The sequence below is a fragment of the Pseudoalteromonas sp. Angola-30 genome (assembly GCF_028599215.1).
Classification (GTDB): Bacteria; Pseudomonadota; Gammaproteobacteria; order Enterobacterales; family Alteromonadaceae; genus Pseudoalteromonas; species Pseudoalteromonas atlantica.
The window spans coordinates 1-19689 of record NZ_JAQREI010000027.1; the positions used below are offsets into that span (position 1 = coordinate 1).

The 19689-nt window shown below is 39.6% G+C and carries 16 protein-coding genes and 1 rRNA gene; 9 read left to right on the forward strand and 8 right to left on the reverse strand.

Going from position 1 to position 19689, the window contains the following annotated elements; all coding sequences use genetic code 11:
* Positions 1 to 102: ribosomal RNA gene (rrf, locus tag PSH54_RS19885) — 5S ribosomal RNA — on the forward strand; the annotation flags it as partial.
* Positions 103 to 711: 609 nt separating this feature from the next.
* Here rrf and recG read toward each other — a convergent pair.
* Genes recG through asnC form a run of 3 tightly spaced genes read right to left on the reverse strand, consistent with a single transcriptional unit; the run spans position 712 to position 4039 of the window.
* Positions 712 to 2793, reverse strand: a complete 2082-nt coding sequence (recG, locus tag PSH54_RS19890; RefSeq protein WP_273606948.1) for an ATP-dependent DNA helicase RecG — start codon at positions 2791 to 2793, stop codon at positions 712 to 714.
* Between the two features lie 60 nt (positions 2794 to 2853).
* Positions 2854 to 3540, reverse strand: coding sequence for a tRNA (guanosine(18)-2'-O)-methyltransferase TrmH (trmH, locus tag PSH54_RS19895; RefSeq protein ID WP_004588259.1), 687 nt, complete (start codon positions 3538 to 3540; stop codon positions 2854 to 2856).
* Between the two features lie 40 nt (positions 3541 to 3580).
* Positions 3581 to 4039: a transcriptional regulator AsnC gene (gene asnC / locus PSH54_RS19900; RefSeq protein WP_004588258.1), complete on the reverse strand. Its 459-nt coding sequence runs from the start codon at positions 4037 to 4039 to the stop codon at positions 3581 to 3583.
* Between the two features lie 196 nt (positions 4040 to 4235).
* Between asnC and asnA the strand changes: the two genes are divergently transcribed.
* The gene (gene asnA / locus PSH54_RS19905; protein WP_029773162.1) at positions 4236 to 5231 is read left to right on the forward strand and encodes an aspartate--ammonia ligase; all 996 of its coding nucleotides are present in this window, start codon (positions 4236 to 4238) and stop codon (positions 5229 to 5231) included.
* 24 nt (positions 5232 to 5255) lie between these two features.
* Here asnA and PSH54_RS19910 read toward each other — a convergent pair whose 3' ends face one another.
* The 5 genes from PSH54_RS19910 to gmk form a co-directional block, all read right to left on the reverse strand.
* A complete protein-coding gene (locus PSH54_RS19910) occupies positions 5256 to 6863 on the reverse strand; it encodes a DUF342 domain-containing protein (protein ID WP_273606949.1) in 1608 nt (535 codons plus the stop codon).
* Positions 6864 to 7014: 151 nt separating this feature from the next.
* Complete coding sequence (locus PSH54_RS19915) at positions 7015 to 7407, reverse strand: RidA family protein (protein WP_004588255.1); 393 nt, start codon at positions 7405 to 7407, stop codon at positions 7015 to 7017.
* Between the two features lie 12 nt (positions 7408 to 7419).
* Positions 7420 to 9525: a bifunctional GTP diphosphokinase/guanosine-3',5'-bis pyrophosphate 3'-pyrophosphohydrolase gene (gene spoT, locus PSH54_RS19920; RefSeq protein ID WP_004588254.1), complete on the reverse strand. Its 2106-nt coding sequence runs from the start codon at positions 9523 to 9525 to the stop codon at positions 7420 to 7422.
* Between the two features lie 127 nt (positions 9526 to 9652).
* A complete protein-coding gene (gene rpoZ, locus PSH54_RS19925; protein ID WP_004588253.1) occupies positions 9653 to 9928 on the reverse strand; it encodes a DNA-directed RNA polymerase subunit omega in 276 nt (91 codons plus the stop codon).
* A gap of 114 nt (positions 9929 to 10042) precedes the next feature.
* A complete protein-coding gene (gene gmk, locus PSH54_RS19930) occupies positions 10043 to 10663 on the reverse strand; it encodes a guanylate kinase (protein ID WP_064384893.1) in 621 nt (206 codons plus the stop codon).
* 379 nt (positions 10664 to 11042) lie between these two features.
* On the opposite strand from gmk, the gene PSH54_RS19935 reads away from it, so the two are divergent.
* From PSH54_RS19935 to PSH54_RS19965, 7 genes are all read left to right on the forward strand, one after another.
* The gene (locus tag PSH54_RS19935; protein ID WP_273606950.1) at positions 11043 to 11747 is read left to right on the forward strand and encodes an AHH domain-containing protein; all 705 of its coding nucleotides are present in this window, start codon (positions 11043 to 11045) and stop codon (positions 11745 to 11747) included.
* Complete coding sequence (locus PSH54_RS19940) at positions 11747 to 12334, forward strand: hypothetical protein (RefSeq protein WP_273606951.1); 588 nt, start codon at positions 11747 to 11749, stop codon at positions 12332 to 12334. The genes PSH54_RS19935 and PSH54_RS19940 overlap by 1 nt, the downstream gene beginning before the upstream one ends.
* 262 nt (positions 12335 to 12596) lie before the next feature.
* Positions 12597 to 13520, forward strand: a complete 924-nt coding sequence (locus tag PSH54_RS19945; protein ID WP_273606952.1) for a restriction endonuclease — start codon at positions 12597 to 12599, stop codon at positions 13518 to 13520.
* Between the two features lie 23 nt (positions 13521 to 13543).
* Positions 13544 to 14479, forward strand: a complete 936-nt coding sequence (locus PSH54_RS19950) for a hypothetical protein (protein ID WP_273606953.1) — start codon at positions 13544 to 13546, stop codon at positions 14477 to 14479.
* A 33-nt stretch (positions 14480 to 14512) separates the two neighbouring features.
* Positions 14513 to 16867: an N-6 DNA methylase gene (locus tag PSH54_RS19955; protein ID WP_273606954.1), complete on the forward strand. Its 2355-nt coding sequence runs from the start codon at positions 14513 to 14515 to the stop codon at positions 16865 to 16867.
* A 47-nt stretch (positions 16868 to 16914) separates the two neighbouring features.
* Positions 16915 to 18486: a type I restriction-modification system subunit M gene (locus PSH54_RS19960; RefSeq protein WP_273606955.1), complete on the forward strand. Its 1572-nt coding sequence runs from the start codon at positions 16915 to 16917 to the stop codon at positions 18484 to 18486.
* A complete protein-coding gene (locus PSH54_RS19965; RefSeq protein ID WP_273606956.1) occupies positions 18483 to 19688 on the forward strand; it encodes a restriction endonuclease subunit S in 1206 nt (401 codons plus the stop codon). Before PSH54_RS19960 ends, PSH54_RS19965 begins: the two co-directional genes overlap by 4 nt.
* Position 19689: the final 1 nt, after the last annotated feature.

Here is a 19689-nt window from a genome sequence, read left to right on the forward strand (position 1 = left end):
GCGTTTTGGACCCACCTGACCCCATGCCGAACTCAGTAGTGAAACGAAACAGCGCCGATGATAGTGTAGCATTTGCTATGTGAAAGTAGGACATTGCCAGGCTCCAAATACAAGAAAGCCCGACTCGAAAGAGCCGGGCTTTTTTACGTCCGCAGAAAAGTGAAATGCGGACAATTAATGCACACTCATCTATTTCTAGAATGTAGGTCGGGTGAGCGAAGCGACTCCCGACACAATGATAGTGTCGCATTTGCTATGTGACTCTCTACCGCTGTGGGCACTACGACATTGCCAGGCTCCAAATAAGAGAAACCCGTTACAGCGATGTGACGGGTTTTTTGCTGTCTGGAGTTTAGTAAATAACCAAGAACCCATGCCAAACTCAGTATTCAAATAAAACAGCTCGAAGGCGAGCCCCACGGAAGGCCGACCCGACACAATGATAATGTCCCATTTGCTATGTGACTCTCTACCGCTGTGGGCACTACGACATCGCCAGGCTCCAAATACAAGAAAGCCCGACTCGAAAGAGCCGGGCTTTTTTACGTCCGTAGAAAAGTGAAAAATACATTCCAGATATTATTCGCACAGTCTTCACCACCTCCGTAGCGTGGGTTGAGTATCACGAAACCCGCGGATAAGGCTCGCCGCACATCTTTGTATGGTAAATATAGCGTTTTAGCAGTGAGCTTTACGAGTACTTTAGCGTAATTATGCTTGTGCGTAGTTAGATTTATTACCTAGCCAGCGATGAATTAAAGGGTCTATAAGGTCGGGGTTTTGCTTTAGCATTTGCTGCGCAATGGGCCTGACTTGATTTAGCGTGTGTTTATCTCGAGTAAGATCCGCTATTTTAAATTCTGCTAAGCCAGTTTGTTTAGTGCCGAGCACTTCACCTGACCCACGTATTTCTAAATCTCGCTCTGCGATGACAAAGCCATCGCTACTGTCTCTTAATACACCTAAACGTTTTTGAGCGGTGTGAGAAAGAGGGGCATGATATAACAATACGCAATGCGAAGCGGTGGCTCCTCGTCCTACGCGCCCGCGTAATTGATGTAATTGTGCTAATCCTAAGCGCTCAGGGTTTTCTATGATAATTAAACTGGCATTAGGTACGTCTACACCTACTTCTATTACTGTTGTTGCAACAAGTACGTGAATATTGCCTGCTTTAAAGTCGCTCATGATCGCTTGTTTTTCAGCGGCTTTCATACGGCCATGAACGAGCCCGACATTAAGCTCTGGCAACGCCTCTTTTAATTGTAATGCGCTGTCTTCAGCTGCTTGGCATTGTAGGGCTTCTGATTCGTCAATAAGGGTACATACCCAATAAACCTGTCTGCCTTGTTCATTACAGGCAAGCTTAACACGGTTTATTATATCGTCTCGGCGTGTATCAGGAATAGCAACGGTGGTTATAGGTGTGCGCCCAGGTGGTAACTCATCTATCACTGAGGTTTCTAAATCGGCATAGGCCGTCATAGCCAATGTACGCGGAATGGGGGTTGCGGTCATGACTAACTGATGAGGATAACAATTACCAAACTTGCCTTTCTCACGCAGTGAGAGGCGTTGATGAACACCAAAGCGATGTTGCTCATCTATGATAATCAATACTAAGTTATTAAATTTTACCTCGTCTTGAAATAGGGCGTGCGTTCCTACTATCATTTGCGCTTCCCCTGAGGCGATTTTTTCAAGTGTATTAGTACGCTCTTTTCCTTTAGTTTTACCGCCTAGCCAGGCAACGTTAATCCCAAGACTTTCAAACCATTGCTTGAAATTTATTCCGTGTTGTTCAGAAAGGATTTCTGTAGGTGCCATCAGGGCAACTTGAAAACCTTGTGCTATTGCTGTTAATGCACTTAATGCTGCGACCAGTGTTTTACCTGAGCCTACATCACCTTGTACTAATCGCATCATGGGGTAGGCATGCTGTAAATCCCCTTTTATTTCGGCTACAACTCTATTTTGTGCATTAGTCGGTGCAAAAGGGAGTTGCGCTAAAAATTGGCTCTCTAATGTATTTGTAGGACTTAGGGAAACTGCACTTACTTGCTGCCCTTGCTCGCGTACTTTTAATAAGCTTAAGTTTTGGGCAAGTAGCTCTTCAAATACTAAGCGTTGTTGTGCCGGATGCATGCCTTGTTCAAGCGAAATAATGTCAACATCATTCGCAGGGCGATGAAGTAGCAATAAAGCGTCACTTAATTGCATATGTGAGGGTTGCCATTTTTCAGGGATAAGCTCTTCAACAGAATACTTATGTAATAAATCGATGGCTTGTTCACTTAACGCTCTAATTGATAATTGTTTTAAGCCTTCGGTGGTTGAATACACGGGGGTTAGTGTTGCGGCGGTTGGTTGCTCGTTTGGGGTATCGCTAATGCTGTATTCTGGGTGGCTCATTTCAAAACCAACGCGCCCGCGTCTTACTTCACCAAAGCAACGGATTATTTTGCCACTGCTAAATGCGTTTTTTTGCGCTGCTGTAAAATTAAAAAACCGTAAAGTAAGCCTACCTGTACCATCGTTTATTTGCACCACTAACATACGCCGTTTACCAAAGGTCACTTGGCTTGTTTCTATTGTTGCCTCAACAGTGCAGTGGCTCTGCAAAGTAACATCGTTAATAGCATAAATACGGGTACGATCTTCATAGCGTAAAGGCAAATGAAAGAGCATATCTTGCACGGTAGCTATACCTAGCTTTTGTAGGCGTTCGGCCATTTTTGGGCCTACCCCTTTAAGTTCTGTAATAGGGTATTGGCTTAAGCTAGGTTTAGACAATGTAGGCTCAAATCTGTTTATTTGTGAATGAGTTAAGTGTACTCACAGGTTTGCTAAGCATCAAGCATGTTTTAAAGCTTGCCAAAACTGCTCGTTAGCGACTATTTCACCTTCTTCATCGAGTGGTGGGTAAGGTAGGTTTTTTAATCTACATTGCTTAGCAATAACTGGGTGATACCCTTCAAAATACATAGGGTGTTTAATCTCTTCACTTAGCATATCGCGCTTATATAGCCCTGCTTTTTCTCGTTGCTGTTGTGCTTCAAATAAAATAAGCGCAGCAGCTACTGATACATTAAGTGACTGCACCATGCCTTGCATAGGAATAATAATGTTTTGATCGGCGTGTTTTAGCGCGTGCTCAGAAATCCCCGTTTTTTCTTGGCCAACGATTATAGCTGTGGGTTTTGTGTAATCGATTTCTCTAAAATCTACAGCATCTTCGCTCAAATGTGTTGCTAATATTTGTACATCTGGGTTGTGCTTGCGCATCATCGCAGCAGCATCATCAATATTTTTATGCAGGTGTGTTTCCAGCCAGTTTTTACTGCCGCCAGAGGTATTATTGGTCAGCCATTTTTGGTTTTCTGGCCATACAGCATGCACATGATGGCAACCTACTGCATCAGCACTTCTTACAATAGCTGAGAGATTATGATGTTTATGTACGTCTTCTAGGCAGACTGTTAGGTCTGTTTGGCGACGTGAGAGCACGTCTTTTATTCGTTGGTAGCGATTTTGCTGCATGGTGATCCTCTTTTTTGATAATTATACGTAATTTTATCTATTAAGGCATTACTGTGCGGCTAATTGGATTTTGCAAAGAGATTAGGGTCTCGGTTGATTGAATAGCCTCTATAGCTTGTATTTTATTAATGAGCACGTCTTGCAGATGGTCGATAGACTTGGCCATTACCTTTATAAAAATGCTGTAGTTACCCGTGGTGTAATAAGCTTCAACTACTTCTTCTAATGCTTCTAGTTTAATCAGTGTTTCTGGGTAGTCGCGAGCGTTGTTTAAGTTAATACCAATAAAGCAACATACATCGTAACCTAGTTGCTTTGTACTAATGCTTAATTGGGTGCCGGTAATGATGCCCGCTTGTTTCATTTTTTCTACGCGTACGTGAATTGTGCCGGCACTTACAGCAAACCGTTTAGCTAATTCTGCGTAGGCTGTACGGGCATTGGCCATTAGAGCGTGAAGTATCTGTTTATCGAGATTATCGATTTGATAATTTTCCATTATTTTTGCTTACTTAAATTAGTGAATCTACATTTTTATACCGTGTAAATTAATCGATTTTACATATTAAAGCTATTTTTATTATGGGTTATTGAATTAAAAGTTTAAATCGTTACAGTAACCTCATTGAAGGCGCCTACAGGGTGTTTTCTCATTAATAAGCAAGTAACAATAACTGGGAATGAGGCCAATTATTATGAGTTCACACTATGTGCAGCAACAGCAGCAAATAAGTAAAGTTAAGCAGTTTTTTTCACAGCAATTAGAGCAGCAACTAGGGTTAGTTGAAGTTCAGGCTCCTATTTTGGCCAAAGTAGGTGATGGCACACAAGATAACCTGAGCGGCCACGAGAATGCAGTTGCTGTTAACGTAAAAGCAATTACCGATAGCAGCTATGAAGTTGTTCATTCGCTTGCTAAATGGAAACGTAAAACGCTAGCGACTTACGGCTTTTCTGTAGGTGAAGGTATTTATACACAAATGAAAGCGTTGCGCCCAGATGAAGACTCATTAAGCCCAATACATTCTGTTTATGTTGATCAATGGGATTGGGAAAAGGTAATTTGCCAACGTACTGAACGTACGCTCTCTACATTACAAGACACTGTTAAAGCTATTTATACTGGTATTAAGCAAACAGAGCAGTTTGTAAGTGAAAGCTTTGGTATAGCCCCATTCTTACCTAGTGAAATCACGTTTATACACAGTGAGCAATTACGCAAAATGTACCCTGAATTTAGCGCAAAGCAACGCGAAAAAGCCATTGCACAAGAGTACGGTGCGGTGTTTTTAATTGGTATTGGGGGGGCATTAGGTGATGGCAAAATCCATGATGTACGCGCTCCAGATTACGACGATTGGTCTACCCAAACGATTGACGGATACACAGGATTAAATGGCGATATTTTAGTGTGGAACCCTGTGTTAGAAGATGCCTTTGAAATATCATCTATGGGTATTCGTGTAAGCCCTGATGTATTAAAAGCGCAATTGAGCATAACAGGCGATGAAGAACGCCTAGCATTCGATTGGCATAAAGCATTACTAGAAGAGGCTTTCCCACAAACAATTGGTGGCGGGATAGGGCAATCGCGCTTAGCAATGTTATTACTGCAAAAGCAGCATATTGGACAAGTCCAAGTCGGTGTATGGCCAAAGCAAACGCACGATACGGTAAGTGGCTTACTGTAAATTATAAAGGGCGCTAAATGCGCCCTAATGTGTTTTAAAGTTTATTTCTACTTTATTGTTTTGTAGGTTTATATTGCAAGGTGGGTAGTTGCGGGTAGTTTTTAATACTTTATCAAAAATATGGATCTCTACCCCTGAGTGTAATGATGTATTAACGACGAGATTTGCATCGCTTAGTAGGTCGTGGAGTTCATGATCTAGGCTAGATAACTTTTTCTCTAGCTGCTCTGCTTGTTGGCAATAATGCTGCTGTGTTGCGCCAATTTTTTTAATGAGCAGATTCTTTTTTTCTATATCTTTTACTTTATCTGCTTTTTCTAGTGCTGCTTGAAGGGTATCAAGCTGCTCATCGGTTTTTGCTAAGTCTTTAAAGCAGTTATCTGTGTTGGCCGTTATTTCAGCGCCGGATGCGGCTAAATTGATAGCCATTTTTGCGCCTGATTCATTGCCTATTTCGCCAGCAATTAACACGGTTGCATCAAGAATCTCTCCACCAAAAATTTTCCCTTTGGGTAACTCTGTTTGGCCAACTTGTAATAAGTGTTTTGCTTTAATAGCACAATGGCTGGCTTGGCGGTCTATAAAAATGTTTTTGCCCTGCATATAACAGTATTGTGCGTGAGATACATGAACATCACCTTCACTTTTAATAGAGCACGACAATGTTTTATCTTCGAGCTTTTGATGGCCAATAATGCCTTGCTTTACAGTGATGTTTCCCCCGGCTGATAATTCGCCAGATTCGACCGTGCCAAAAACAGTAATGTCGCCTTTTGCGGTGACTCGCATTCCTGGGTCAATGTTTTTAGTCACAATAACACTGCCTTCAAAATCAATATGGCCGCTTTTAACATCTACATCAGAGATGGTAAAAATATCATCAACTCGCATACCGTTAGGTATTTCTACGGGGACCCCCGCTGTTGTAGAAACAAGCTCGAGCGGATTTGTTTTTGATATTTCGGCGCCTTCGCCTGCCACTAACTTTTTATTTTCACCGGGTTTAGCCGGTAGTATGTCACCTACTACAGTGAAGCCTTCTTTACCGGGAGTCGCAGGTTGTTGGCGGATCAGTACAGTGCCGGGCTCTACGCTTGCCAGTTTACCAAAGTCGCGCATATCAACACTGCCATCTTCCTTCATTTTTGGTGCTTTTAGGCGATCTTTGAGGGTTTCTACCATAGCTACAAATTTTGTTGCTGTGCCTTCTGCTGGTAGGCGGCCTTTGGCTAGAATCCCTTTTGCCACTGTACCGGGGGGGAAGTTAAATTGTTTATCTAAAAGCTGCTCTAAAAAAGCTTGTTTGTAACCACGTACAACCCCTGCTTTTATGAGTTGTTTTTTGCCCTCTTCTAACGAAAGTACTTTACCACCATAAGCTAAAGTTAGCTCACCTATGGCTTGCATTTTATCTTCACTTAACGTTACCACAAGCGATGCATCGTGCTTACTTGCTACAACCAAGGTTGGCTCATTATTTTGCGCTTTAAAAAAATTATCAATAGCCTCGTGGTCAATTTTGCATTCGCAAAACGTCGATTTCTCGAGTGCATCAATTATAAAAGCGGCGCTAGGTGGAGCGTGCTTACTTACATCAAGTAATACGTTCCCATTATTGGCAAGCTTAAACACTAGTTAATCCTTTTCTACTACTTAAGTTAAGATTGATTTTATTGCATGATTACAGAGTGCTAGATATTTACATGTGAGTCAAGAAAGGGCGATAAACAAAGACTAGCAGTGAAAAATAGAGCTATAAAGGGGGTTTATAGCTCTGTATTTATTAATTAGTTGAAGGAAGTTCCATAATGCCGTCAATTTCAACTTGTGCGCCTTTTGGAAGAGCACGTACACCTAGTGCTGCACGAGCAGGATAAGGCTGCTTGAAATATTGGCTCATTACTTCATTCACAGTGGCAAAGTTTGATAAGTCTGTTAGGTAGATATTAATTTTAACAAGATCTTGGATTTTACCGCCTGCTTCTTCGCACACCGCTGTAATATTTTTAAATACTTGATGTGTCTGCTCGCTAAAGTCTTCTGAAACCATTTCCATTGTTTCTGGGACAAGTGGGATTTGTCCAGATAAATAAACGGCAGTACCTACTTTAACCGCTTGGCTATAAGTGCCGATAGCAGCAGGTGCTTTTTCGGTAGAAATAAATGCTTTATTCATGAGTTTCCTATTTTACTTTTTACGATAGACTCTTTGCACATCAGGCATCACGCGAATGCGGCGCATAATATTAGCAACGTGGACGCGGTTTTTAACGGTAACGCCCAAGTCTATCACATATAAATTACTTTCTTTTTCGTCGGTAGTGATCTCAACAATGTTGGCTTGGGTTGTAGCAACAACATTTGTGAGTTTAGCTAAAGCCCCTTGGTGGTTAATTATTTCCACCCGTAGCGCAGCTATATATTCTTTTTCTGGATTGTCATCCCATTTTACAACCAGGTATTTTGAGCGTTCGTTTTCCCAACCGCGAATATTTTTACATTCTTGGCGGTGAACCGTAAGCCCTTTACCTTGGCTAATATGTGCAGTGATGGCATCCCCTGGTACAGGTCGGCAACACTTAGAATAATTAACCAACATGCCTTCGGTACCAATAATGGTTGCTTTGGCTTGTTTGCTAATATCAGACAAGTCGTCGCTTTCTTCTTGCAATAAGCGTTTAGCGATTAACACGCTCATTAAGTTACCTGCGCCTATTTCTACTAGTAATTCTAATACTGTAGATAGTTCGTGCTCTTCGAGTACGCGGGCTATGTTTTCATCGGCAATGCTGTCGAGCTTATTTTCACCCAAGGCAGAATCGAGTAAGCGTCGGCCTAATAACAATGCTTCTTCTTGGTGTTGGCTCTTAAGGTAGTTTCTTATCCCTAAACGTGCTTTACCTGTAACTATAAAGTTTAACCACGTTGCATTAGGGTGTGCACCCGAGCTGGTAATAATTTCAACACTTTGCCCAGTATCTAAGGCTTTGCTTAGTGGGTAAGGTTTACGGTTTACTCTTGCACCTACACAAGTGTTACCTACATCAGTATGTACCGCGTAAGCAAAATCAACCGCGGTAGCGCCCATTGGCAACTCTACTATGCGGCCATCGGGGGTAAATACGTATATTTCTTCTGGGAACAGCTCGGTTTTAACGTTCTCGACAAATTCGAATGATGAGCCAGCACTTTGTTGAAGCTCCAGCAAACTTTGCATCCATTGACGCGCACGCTGTTGAGCTGTATTACCTGCGCCATCACCGGCTTTTTTATACATCCAGTGCGCAGCAACCCCTTTATCGGCCATGTGATCCATGTCATGCGTACGCACTTGTATTTCTACCGGAATACCGTGTGGGCCTACTAATGACGTATGCAAAGACTGATAACCATTTGTTTTAGGTACGGCAATGTAGTCTTTAAAACGCGTTTCGATAGGTTTATACAGGTTATGTGCAACACCTAACACGCGATAACAGGTATCCATTGCATCTACGTTTATTCTAAAGGCGTAAATATCCATTACCTCATTAAAAAGCAGCTCTTTATTAAGCATTTTTTTATAAATGCTATAGAGGTGTTTTTCGCGCCCAGAAACCGTAGCCTTAATACCAGACTCTTCAAGACGTGCTTCTATTTCGGTTTGAATATTAGAAATAACTTCTTTGCGATTACCTCGCGCTTTTGCCACTTCAGATTTAAGTGCGCGATGACGCATAGGGTATAAAGCCTGAAAACCTAAATCTTCTAGCTCATTTTTAATATCGTGAATACCTAAACGGTTTGCAATAGGTGCGTAAATTTCAAGTGTTTCACGGGCAATACGACGCCGCTTATCAGGGCGCAGAGCGCCTAATGTACGCATATTGTGAGTACGATCGGCCAGTTTAATTAAAATAACCCGAATGTCTTGGGTCATAGCCATGATCATTTTTCGGTAGTTTTCAGCTTGAAATTCTTTTTTGTCTTTAAAGCTGAGCTTATCGAGCTTACTTACCCCTTCAACAAGTTCGGCAACCGTATCGCCAAATATTTCGGCTAAGTCCTGTTGGCTAAAATCGGTATCTTCAATAACGTCATGCATTAGCGCGGCCATAAGTGTTTCATGGTCAAGGTGCATGCCAGCAAGAATTTGGGTTACTTCAACAGGGTGAGTAATGTACGGCTCGCCGCTTGAGCGAGTTTGCCCCTCGTGAGCCTCTCGGGCTACCACGTAGGCTTTTTGCACTAGCTCTACTTCAGCAGCAGGCAAGTATTCAGATATTTTCTTTTTAAGACCTTCAAAAAGATACATTCACACTCCAATGTTCTCGTGAAGCAATAAGTAACGGTAAGTAATAGAATATACGATGAAAAGAGGGGATTGCCAACGGCTAGAGTAGAAATACTGAGCCGTTGACTAAATCAAACCGGGTGGTTGATTATTGATTACCGCCAACAATAGCAGCAACCGCAGCTAATTCAGCTGCTTCTTGGTGTTGTTGTTCTTCACGGTCAATAACGTCCATTGATGAACTATCAACTAAACCTTTTTCGATTTCACGTAGAGCGATAACGGTTGGTTTGTCATTTTCAGCGTCTACTAGTGGGTCTTTACCACCAACAGCAATTTGGCGGGCACGACGAGCCGCAACTAAAATTAAGTCAAAACGATTACCAATTGCATCTACTGCATCTTCAACTGTTACGCGAGCCATCTCAGCACTCCAAAATAATTTAAAAGCAAAGGCGTAGTTTACTGCAAGCAGCTTGTTTCGCCAATAGCCAGTGGTTAATTTTTACCAGTTTTCCCTGTAAAGGGCATAAATGGCTTATTTAAGTAAGTTTGTAATTAAATCGTGATGACGACTAGCTTGGGCTTTTAACGTTAAGCGCTGCGCTAACACGATAGTTTCAATATTGCTAAGGGCGGTTTCAAAATCATCGTTAACCACAACATAATCATATTCATTGTAGTGCGATGTTTCTGATTGCGCTTTGGCCATACGCCCAGCGATGACCTCGGCAGAATCTTGGCCTCGGTTATTTAAGCGCTGCTCAAGCTCTGCTTTAGAAGGCGGCAAAATAAAAATTGTTTGCACGCTTGGCATAATTTCGCGCACTTGCTGCGCGCCTTGCCAGTCAATATCTAAAAATACATCAATACCGGCATTCAGCTGCGACTCAATGGCCTGCTTTGAAGTACCGTAGTAATTATCGAATACTTGCGCCCATTCAAAAAAATCATCTTTAGCAATTAATGCTTTAAATTCATCGGCGCTTACAAAGTGATAATGCACCGCATTTTCTTCACCAGGGCGAGGGCTTCGGGTGGTATGCGAGACCGATACTTTCATATCTGCGTGTTTTTTTAGTAACGCTGTGATTAAGCTAGATTTACCCGCACCAGAAGGCGCCGATAAAATAAATAAGTTTCCGCGAGTTTGAGCCATGTTTTTCTCTACTTAAAATAAACAGGCTTGGACTAAATCAATAATCCAAGCCTTTAATTACGCTATTGTACTTTATTTAACTAATTGTGCTCAAGTAAGTAGCACACAAGTACGATTACTCAATATTCTGAATTTGAATGTGGAATGGTTATTTAAATTTTATTTTTATCAATGGTTTAGTGGTGGTTGAAGGTGTTTGTTTTGTATTTGGTAACCGCTATAGTAACCACTTGGAATCGGTTTCTGGTAAATAGCGTTTATTCACTAAAGAGGAGATAAGCTAAGATCAGTACCGAATAAGATGCATAAAAATTGATAAACTGTTTAGTTTTTGTATTATACACCCAAACATAATTAAATAATCAAGGAAGAGTGTTTTATGAAACCTATGCACGCATACCCTCATCCCGAGAGACCTCAAAATCCTTCACCATTAGAAATGGCTATTTATAACTATGAGTTAAAAGCTAAAGAGTTCCATAACAAGCGAATAGCTCAAAAAGGGAAGGCGAGTGAAGATCTTAAAAATAAGATGGCTCGTGACTTTAATCATTTGCAAAAAGAGAAAGAGAGAATTACAGCTCACGCTCGCTTACAAACAGATTTAAAAGAATACCGAGAGCTAAGTGCAAGCTCTACAGTCACGCAATTAAAACAAGAAAAGCATCATCCAACACAAAAGCTTGCCCGTCACTTGGCTGCAATAGGGGAGCCTAAACCAACTAAGCTGCACGAGGCTCACCATATTATTTGTGGTACAGGGCGATACCAGTCAGCGAATATGTTACAAACACGGCTTAACCTTCATCTGCATGGAGTTGGTATTAACGATCCCATTAACGGTGTATGGTTAATTAACTTTGAAAAAAATACAGACCAGAACTGGGATAGCCCAGCTTCCCCGCCTCATAGAAAGCTACACAGATATAATTATGAGACATGGATTAATACTAACTTTGGTAATGCTGCTACGCCTAAGGCTTTATTTTTGAATAGGCTGAAAACGGTTAAAGTTAAAATAAAAACAGGTACTGTGCCTGCAGGTTTAATTGCACCAAAAGATGAAAACTGGAAGGCTTTATAGTGACTGTATATCAAATTAAAAACGAAGCTTACACATACGACGTGATCGACCTTGATATTGTTGAGCTCTCAGAAATAATTTCAAAAAATAAGGACCTTGAGACAGATACTGTATTAAGGATGTTTATGTCATCCTCACTAAATAATATCGAATTTAGTCATCTATGGCCCGAAGGGCTTAACTTTGAGTATTTTGGTAAAGCTAAAAAGCAAAACTATGACATATCGCGCTTAGGTCATTTTTTAATAATGAAGATGCCAGTATATGAGTTATTAAAAGAGCGCTTAGCAAATTTTGGAGAATTTCTGCCAGTCAAAGCTGAAGGCAACAATATGATGTTGTTTAATTTGCTTACCTTCGGACAAGAGCAAAAAGACATGTGTTTGACTAAATACGAAGATGGCTTTGAAGACGGTTTAGAATTACTTACCTTTGAGCAAGATGATATACAAAATAAGTTATTATTTAAGTCTAAGCTGGAAGGCGCTCAAAAAGTTTATTGTACTGATGAGTTTAAAAATATTATCCAAAGTAACAATCTCAAAGGTTTAGTATTTGACGAAGATTTATTAGACCCGTTTGTTTAGTATCGCTCAACTCAAAGGCTAATATATTTAGTAGCTAATGAGCCGTTAATTGGGAATACTATACTTTTAGACTCTTTACAAAACAGCGCCCCTCCCGCTACCCTTAAGATCAGCGCCCTGCGAGGGGTTAATTATTTATAAAGCACAGTAAAGCTGCTTACATAACCTTTGCCCCATAATCTTAATTTGTATATTATCTCAACTAATAAGAACAATGGATTAGCTGTTTAGTTACTAACTAATACGGCTGGCAGGGAATAGTATGTCGTTACCAGATTACCAATCATTCATGACCCCATTACTGCAATGCTTAGCTAGTGGCAAAACTGTAAAGCTTAAAGATATTGAAGCAAACGTTTATCAAAGCCTAAGCTTATCGGCTGAGCAGCTTAAACTGCGTATTCCTAGCGGCAAGCAAACTTATGCCTACCACCGCTTAAGTTGGGCTAAAACTTATCTTGTTAAAGCAGGTTTAATTGAACAGCCTAGGAGGGCCTTTTGTACAATTACGCAAAAAGGTTTATCAGCATTAGCAACGGGCGAGCAAATTAATAATCAGTATTTAAGCCAATATCCTGAGTTTTTAGACTTTAAAACCCGCACTAAAGATACTAGCGACTCACTAGACGAAAACACCACCAGCTTAGTTAATAGCAACTCAGACAAAACACCAGAAGAGCTTATAGAAGCCGCAGTAGATACACTCAACACTAACTTGAGCGACGAAATACTACAGGCAGTGCTTTCGGCCTCCCCTGCATTTTTTGAAAACCTTGTAGTCGATTTAATGCTAGCTATGGGTTACGGCGGATCACGCAAAGATGCAGGTCAAGCTACGCAATATACTCAAGATGGCGGCATTGATGGCGTAATAAAAGAAGATAAACTCGGCCTCGAAATGATATATTTACAGGCTAAGCGCTATACCAATAAAACAGTGGGTAGACCAGACATACAAGCCTTTGCGGGTGCACTTGATATGCACCGTGCTAAAAAGGGCGTATTCATCACCACCAGCGGCTTTAGTAAGGATGCACTGGAATATGTAGGCTTAATTGAAAAGCGCATAGTGCTGGTAGATGGTAAACAACTTACAGAGCTAATGCTTACCCATAATTTAGGCGTTAGCACCAAACAGGTATTTGAAGTAAAAGCGCTTGATAGCGATTACTTTATTGAAGATTAAACCCAATATAAAAGGATTTTAAAATGACGATTAAAGCTGAAGCTGTATTATTTATAAAGCTTGGTTCAAAAGGGGATTACGAGAGTGAGTGTATTGAAAAAGAAGGTACAATAAAGTTAGATTACAGGCAAATTCCTCATGAGTTATGTCTAAGTAATAACTGGGATAAAGTTAGTGAAATTGTTGCTCAGGAATACAATACAAACAAAGCTTCGACAACAAGCCATCGAAATCAAATTAAAAGGTTTTACACCGAGCCTAAAACAACAATGTGGATTACATTTTACGACTGTAAATTGTGGTACTGCTTTGCTGAAGAAGAAGTTCTGTTTGATGAGAGTAGTAGAACAAAGTCACGTAAAACAGTTGATGGTTGGCGCAGTGTAGATAGTCAGAATAATTCACTTTTCATACAAGCTCTAAGTGGCAAGTTAACTAAAGTACAAGGCTTCAGAGGTACAATTTGTGATGTTAAAGAAAAAGAGTACCTGCTTAATAAAATCAACAATACTCAACATCCCGATGTTAAAAATGTAGAGACGAATTTAGTATCACTTAAGCACTCACTTGAAAAGATTATCCAATTGTTGTCACCACAAGATTTTGAAGTATTTGTAGATTTAATATTTCGCTCATCGGGCTGGTCAAGAGTTGGCTCTGCGGGTAATACAATAAAAACGCTAGATATAGAGCTTTTGGCGCCAGTTACCGGAGAGCGTGCCATTGTTCAGGTGAAATCACAGAGTAACCTAAGTTTATATAAAGATTACGAAGAGCGATTAAATATAGAGGGTTATGATAGAGCTTTTTATGTGACCCACACACCAGATGAAAAGCTAAGCTACCTTATTAATTCAATGGGTAAGAATAATTCAATTCAGGTGTGGGATGCTGAAAAGCTTGCTGATTTATCAGTGAATGCAGGATTAATTGAATGGCTTGTGAGTACAGTTGGATAGTAATTCATTGACTATAGGGATGTTAAATTTTAAATGAAAACTGAAGTAGTGAAAGTGCTAAATAGAGCTAATGATATATTAAGAGAATCTCCGCTCTCAAGGATCGAACGATACAAGTTAATAATTTCATTAATTACATACCATCATATTTCCTACCATCAGGAAATAATGGAAAAAAGGGTTTTAAATCACCGTTACCCTTACTACTTACCAGAACACTGCCACTTTAATAGCTTAGTAAACTCAGATAGGTACAGCTTAAAAGAGCAGCTAATCAGTAATCTCGTAGAAATTGAGACTAAGAATGACTTTTTAAACGGTATATTCCCAATCTCTTTATTTCAGCATTTAGATAGCAATTACCTAGTTGAGTTAATAATGTCTATACATTATTCATATGACAAGCTAATAAGTGATTGTGATACACAAATAGGTGTCTTCTTACAAGAATGGCTCAGTCCTAGAGAGGGTAACTTTGGTTCTGATTTGCCTATACAAGTTGCCGAATTAATGCTGTTGCTCTTAGGTTTAACGAAAAATGAGGATATATATGATCCCTCATTTAGAGTTGGCGGGATGTTAATTAGTCCTAAAAGTTTTGATGGTACTTTGAGTGAGTATCAAGGTTTTACTTACGGTGAGACAAAGCAGCTAGATGAGTTTTGGTTTGCTAGAGTCCTCATGATTTTGAGTAATAACTTTAATGTTGATGTAAGGCTAGGTGACGCATTACTAAATCCTCAGTTTAAAGAATCAAACTCATACGACGATCTTAAAACGTTTAATAAGATAGTTTCCTTTCCTCCAATTAATCAGAAGTTTTTCAATCATGAAGAGTGGAGTTATTTAGGAGGGAAAAGGACTACTTTTGGAATACCCCCTAAAAGTAACGCTAACTATGCTTGGTTGTTACATCAATTGGCTGCACTGGCCCCTGAAGGTAAATTAGTTACGCTTGTTTCATCTCAGATGCTGGTGACTGATCGGGCAGAATTATATATAAGAAGCGCTCTTATATCAGAAGACTTAATCGAAGCTGTAATTTCCTTACCATCAAAAATATTGCAATCAAGTTCAGTTGACCTTTGTATTTTAATAATCAACAAAAATAAAAGTGAGAAGCTAAAAACGTTATTTATTGATGCCAAGTACGACTATCTGAAGTCGAGAAGGGCTAATGAGTTAACACGTGAACACATCAACAATATCATTCAAACTTACAATGAATTTCAAGATATAGGGACGTACTCTAAGGCTGTTAGTTTAGATGATATAAAAGCTAAAAATTACTCTTTGGCTGTTAAAGAGTATGTCGATAACTCACCGAATAAAAAAATAATTGAAAGATTACAGCATAATCATAAAACGTTTAAGGAGTATTCATTTAATAGCTCTTTAGAGTTAGATAAACGAGCCGTTCTGTCTATGCGGAGGGTGAAAGCTGGATCTGAAGCAAAAGCTAATTCTGTATTTATTTCTACAGTACAAAGTCGTAATCGTGTCCTAACAAATTTAGACGAACTAACACCTCAACAGCAAGAGCATTATATTGAAGTTCAATTTAATGAGAATATTGTGCTTTGCCGTTATGCTAAGTTGTACTTAGATTCAGAATTAGGCAGGTTGTCACTGGAGCACATTTCTTCAGGTACTTTTGCTAGGCTGTCTATTAAAGATTTACATAAACTAAAGATTTATGTGCCGGAAAAATCAGAGCAACTTAAAGTACTTGAGTTAGCGAACAAATTAGAAGCAGCAGAATCCACTCTAACTCGTTACAAGAGTGATCTAATCACTAACCCATCTTCAGCTCCTGAAATAGCAAATCAAACAAATAGAATTATTTTTGATTTATCTGAAATTAGCGATATTGAGCGTGTGAAAATTCTAGTAGAGATTAATGAAACTAAAGGAATTGAGTTTAAACAATTTTTCTTTCTCAAAGAGCAAGATGTTTACAACCCTTCTGGAAAAGTTGTACGTAGCGAAGAAGAGCAAACTAAGGTAATTAAAAATATAGCTTCATTTCTTAATACTGATGGTGGCACATTATTGTTAGGTGTGAGTGACAGTGGCAAGTTGGTTGGAATAGATAGAGAAATGTCAGCTTTAAATTTGCAGAAAATTGAAAAGTATCTAAAAGATTTAGAAAACAAAGTGACAAATTTGTTAGGTGATTCAATTAGTAAATTGGTTCGCCTATCTTCAGTTATCATAGATGATAAAAATATTGTTATCGTAGATTGTATTACTTCTCCTGAGCCTATTTTCATGAAAGGTGAGAATAATAAGTATCAGGATTTTTATATTAGACGCTCATCAGAATCAGAAGCTTTATATGGTTACGAGCTACTAAAATATATAGAAATGCACTTTAAGAACAAGTAATCAAATCGGCTACATAAGCCTTTTATTAAAATAAAGAGTAGTAATTAATGGTTCAACAACACCAACAAGAATTAAAAAAGCAGCTTTGGAATATTGCTAACAGTTTACGTGGCAACATGTCTGCTGATGACTTTCGTGATTACATACTTGGGCTTATTTTTTATAAATACCTGTCTGATAAGCTCAACACTTATGCCGATCAGTTACTGAGTGAAGACGGTATTGTATTTGCCAAAATTGACGAAACAACAGCAGAAGGTCAAGAGTACCTAGAAGCAGTAAAAGAAGAGGCGCTTGATAAGTTAGGCTACTTTTTTAAGCCTGCAGAGCTTTTTCATGTACTTGCTGAGCGCGGCGCTAACGATAAGTTTATTTTAGACGATGTAACCAACGTACTTAACCATATTGAACAAAGCACCATGGGCGCAGACAGTGCCGACGATTTTAACGGCTTGTTTGACGAGCTAGATTTAACCTCTAACAAGTTAGGTAAAACACCTGATGCGCGTAACAAGTTAATAGCCAAAGTATTAGAGCACCTTGATAACATAGACTTTCACCTAGAAAGTAGCGAAATAGACATACTTGGCGACGCTTACGAATACCTTATTGGCATGTTTGCCAGCGGCGCGGGTAAAAAAGCAGGCGAGTTTTATACCCCGCAAATGGTGTCTAAGTTACTCGCAAAATTAGTCACCTTAAATAACCCGCATATTAAATCGGTTTACGATCCTACGTGTGGCTCTGGTTCATTGTTGTTACGTGTTGCTAAAGAGGCTAACAACCCCGATTTAAAATTTTATGGGCAAGAGCAAAACCCAAGTACCTATAACTTAGCGCGTATGAACATGATTATGCACGACGTGCATTACACTAAGTTCGACATTCAAAACGACGACACGCTAGAAGTTCCTGCACACCTTGAGCAGCGTTTTAGTGCCGTAGTTGCTAACCCGCCTTTTTCTGCTGATTGGTCTGCTAACCCACTACACATGAATAACGAGCGCTTTGCCGACTACGGTAAGCTGGCACCAAAAGGTAAAGCCGACTTTGCTTTTGTACAACACATGATCCACCAGCTTGACGACAACGGCACAATGGCGGTGGTGTTACCGCATGGTGTGCTGTTTCGTGGTGCTGCTGAAGGGCATATACGTAAACACCTTATTAAAGAAAAAAACTACCTTGATATGGTAATCGGCTTACCTGCTAACATATTTTTTGGCACGTCTATTCCTACCTGTGTGTTGGTGCTGAACAAACACCGTAACGCTGACGACAACGTATTGTTTATAGATGCCAGCAATCACTTTGAAAAAGGCACTAACAACAACGTAATGCGTGAAGAAGACTTGCAGCGTATTTTAAACGCCGTAAGCAAACGCAGTTTCATTGATAAATATGCTTTTGCAGCCACGCAAGCTGATTTAGCAGAAAACGACTATAACCTCAACATCCCGCGCTACGTAGACACCTTTGAGGATGAAGCGCTTGTTGATTTAAGTGAGGTTGCACAGCAATTGATGGCAAATGATGCAGCGATGTTTGAAACGGATAAAACCATTGCAAATTTTTGCAATGAGCTAGGAATTGAAGTGCCTTTTGAGGTGGTCGTATGATTGTTGAGCTAATTCCTTCTTTACGTTTTAAAGAGTTTACTCAAGAATTTGAGCTGTCTAAATTAGAAGATATTGTTCAAAAAAAAATATCTTATGGGATAGTTCAGGCAGGTCCTCACGTAGAGGGGGGGATGCCATACATAAAAAGTAAAAACTTAAATAATGAGCTTAGAGTTATAGATTTAGATAGGACAAGTACTGAGATAGCTAAAAAGTATAAGCGCTCTGAAGTGGGACCTGGTGATATCGTATTTTCACTACGTGGAAATATAGGAGTTTCGCGTATTGTTCCCGACTCAATTACAGTCGCTAATTTAACACAGGGGACAGCTCGTTTATCATTAAAGGCTGGTTTTAGTGCTAAATATATACAAGAAGAACTAAGAACAAGTAGGATTAAAAACCGAATTGAGGCTATTTCTAAAGGAAGTACTTTTCAAGAGATTTCTCTCACAGATCTCCGAACAGTTAAAGTTGCCATACCAGAAAAAGCAGAACAACAAAAAATAGCAAACTTCCTTGCTTCTGTAGATACTAAAATCAGTCAGCTAACTGAAAAGCATCGTTTATTAAAAGACTATAAAAAAGGCGTCATGCAACAAATTTTTAGCCAGAAAGTCCGCTTTAAAGACGATAATGGAAACGCTTTCCCTGATTGGAAAGAAAAAGTTATCGGTGATGTTATGACCGAAAGTAGAATAAAAGGTAACTCTGGTGATATTGCTAAAAAGCTAACCGTTAAAATTTGGGGCAAAGGCGTAATTCCTAAAAAAGATGATAGTAAAGGCAGTGAAAATACTCAGTACTATAAAAGGAAGGCTGGTCAATTTATTTATGGGAAATTGGATTTTTTGAACTGTGCATTTGCAATAATTCCTGATGAGTTAGATGGTTATGAAAGTACGTTAGATTTACCTAGTTTAGATGTAAGCTCTTTGGTTAATAAGTTTTTTGTACTTGAAGTAGTGAAGCAGAAGCGGTTCTATAAACGTTTTGGGGAAATAGCCGATGGTAGCCGTAAGGCTAAGCGTATTAATGTTGGAGTATTTCAAAAGATGCCAATTACCTTACCTTCAAAAGCCGAGCAAAATAAAATTATGGCATTCTTAGATTCACTCGATAAAAAAACAAACGCTGTTAACGAGCAAATTGAACAAACCAAGCTATTTAAAAAAGGCTTACTACAGCAAATGTTTGTGTGAG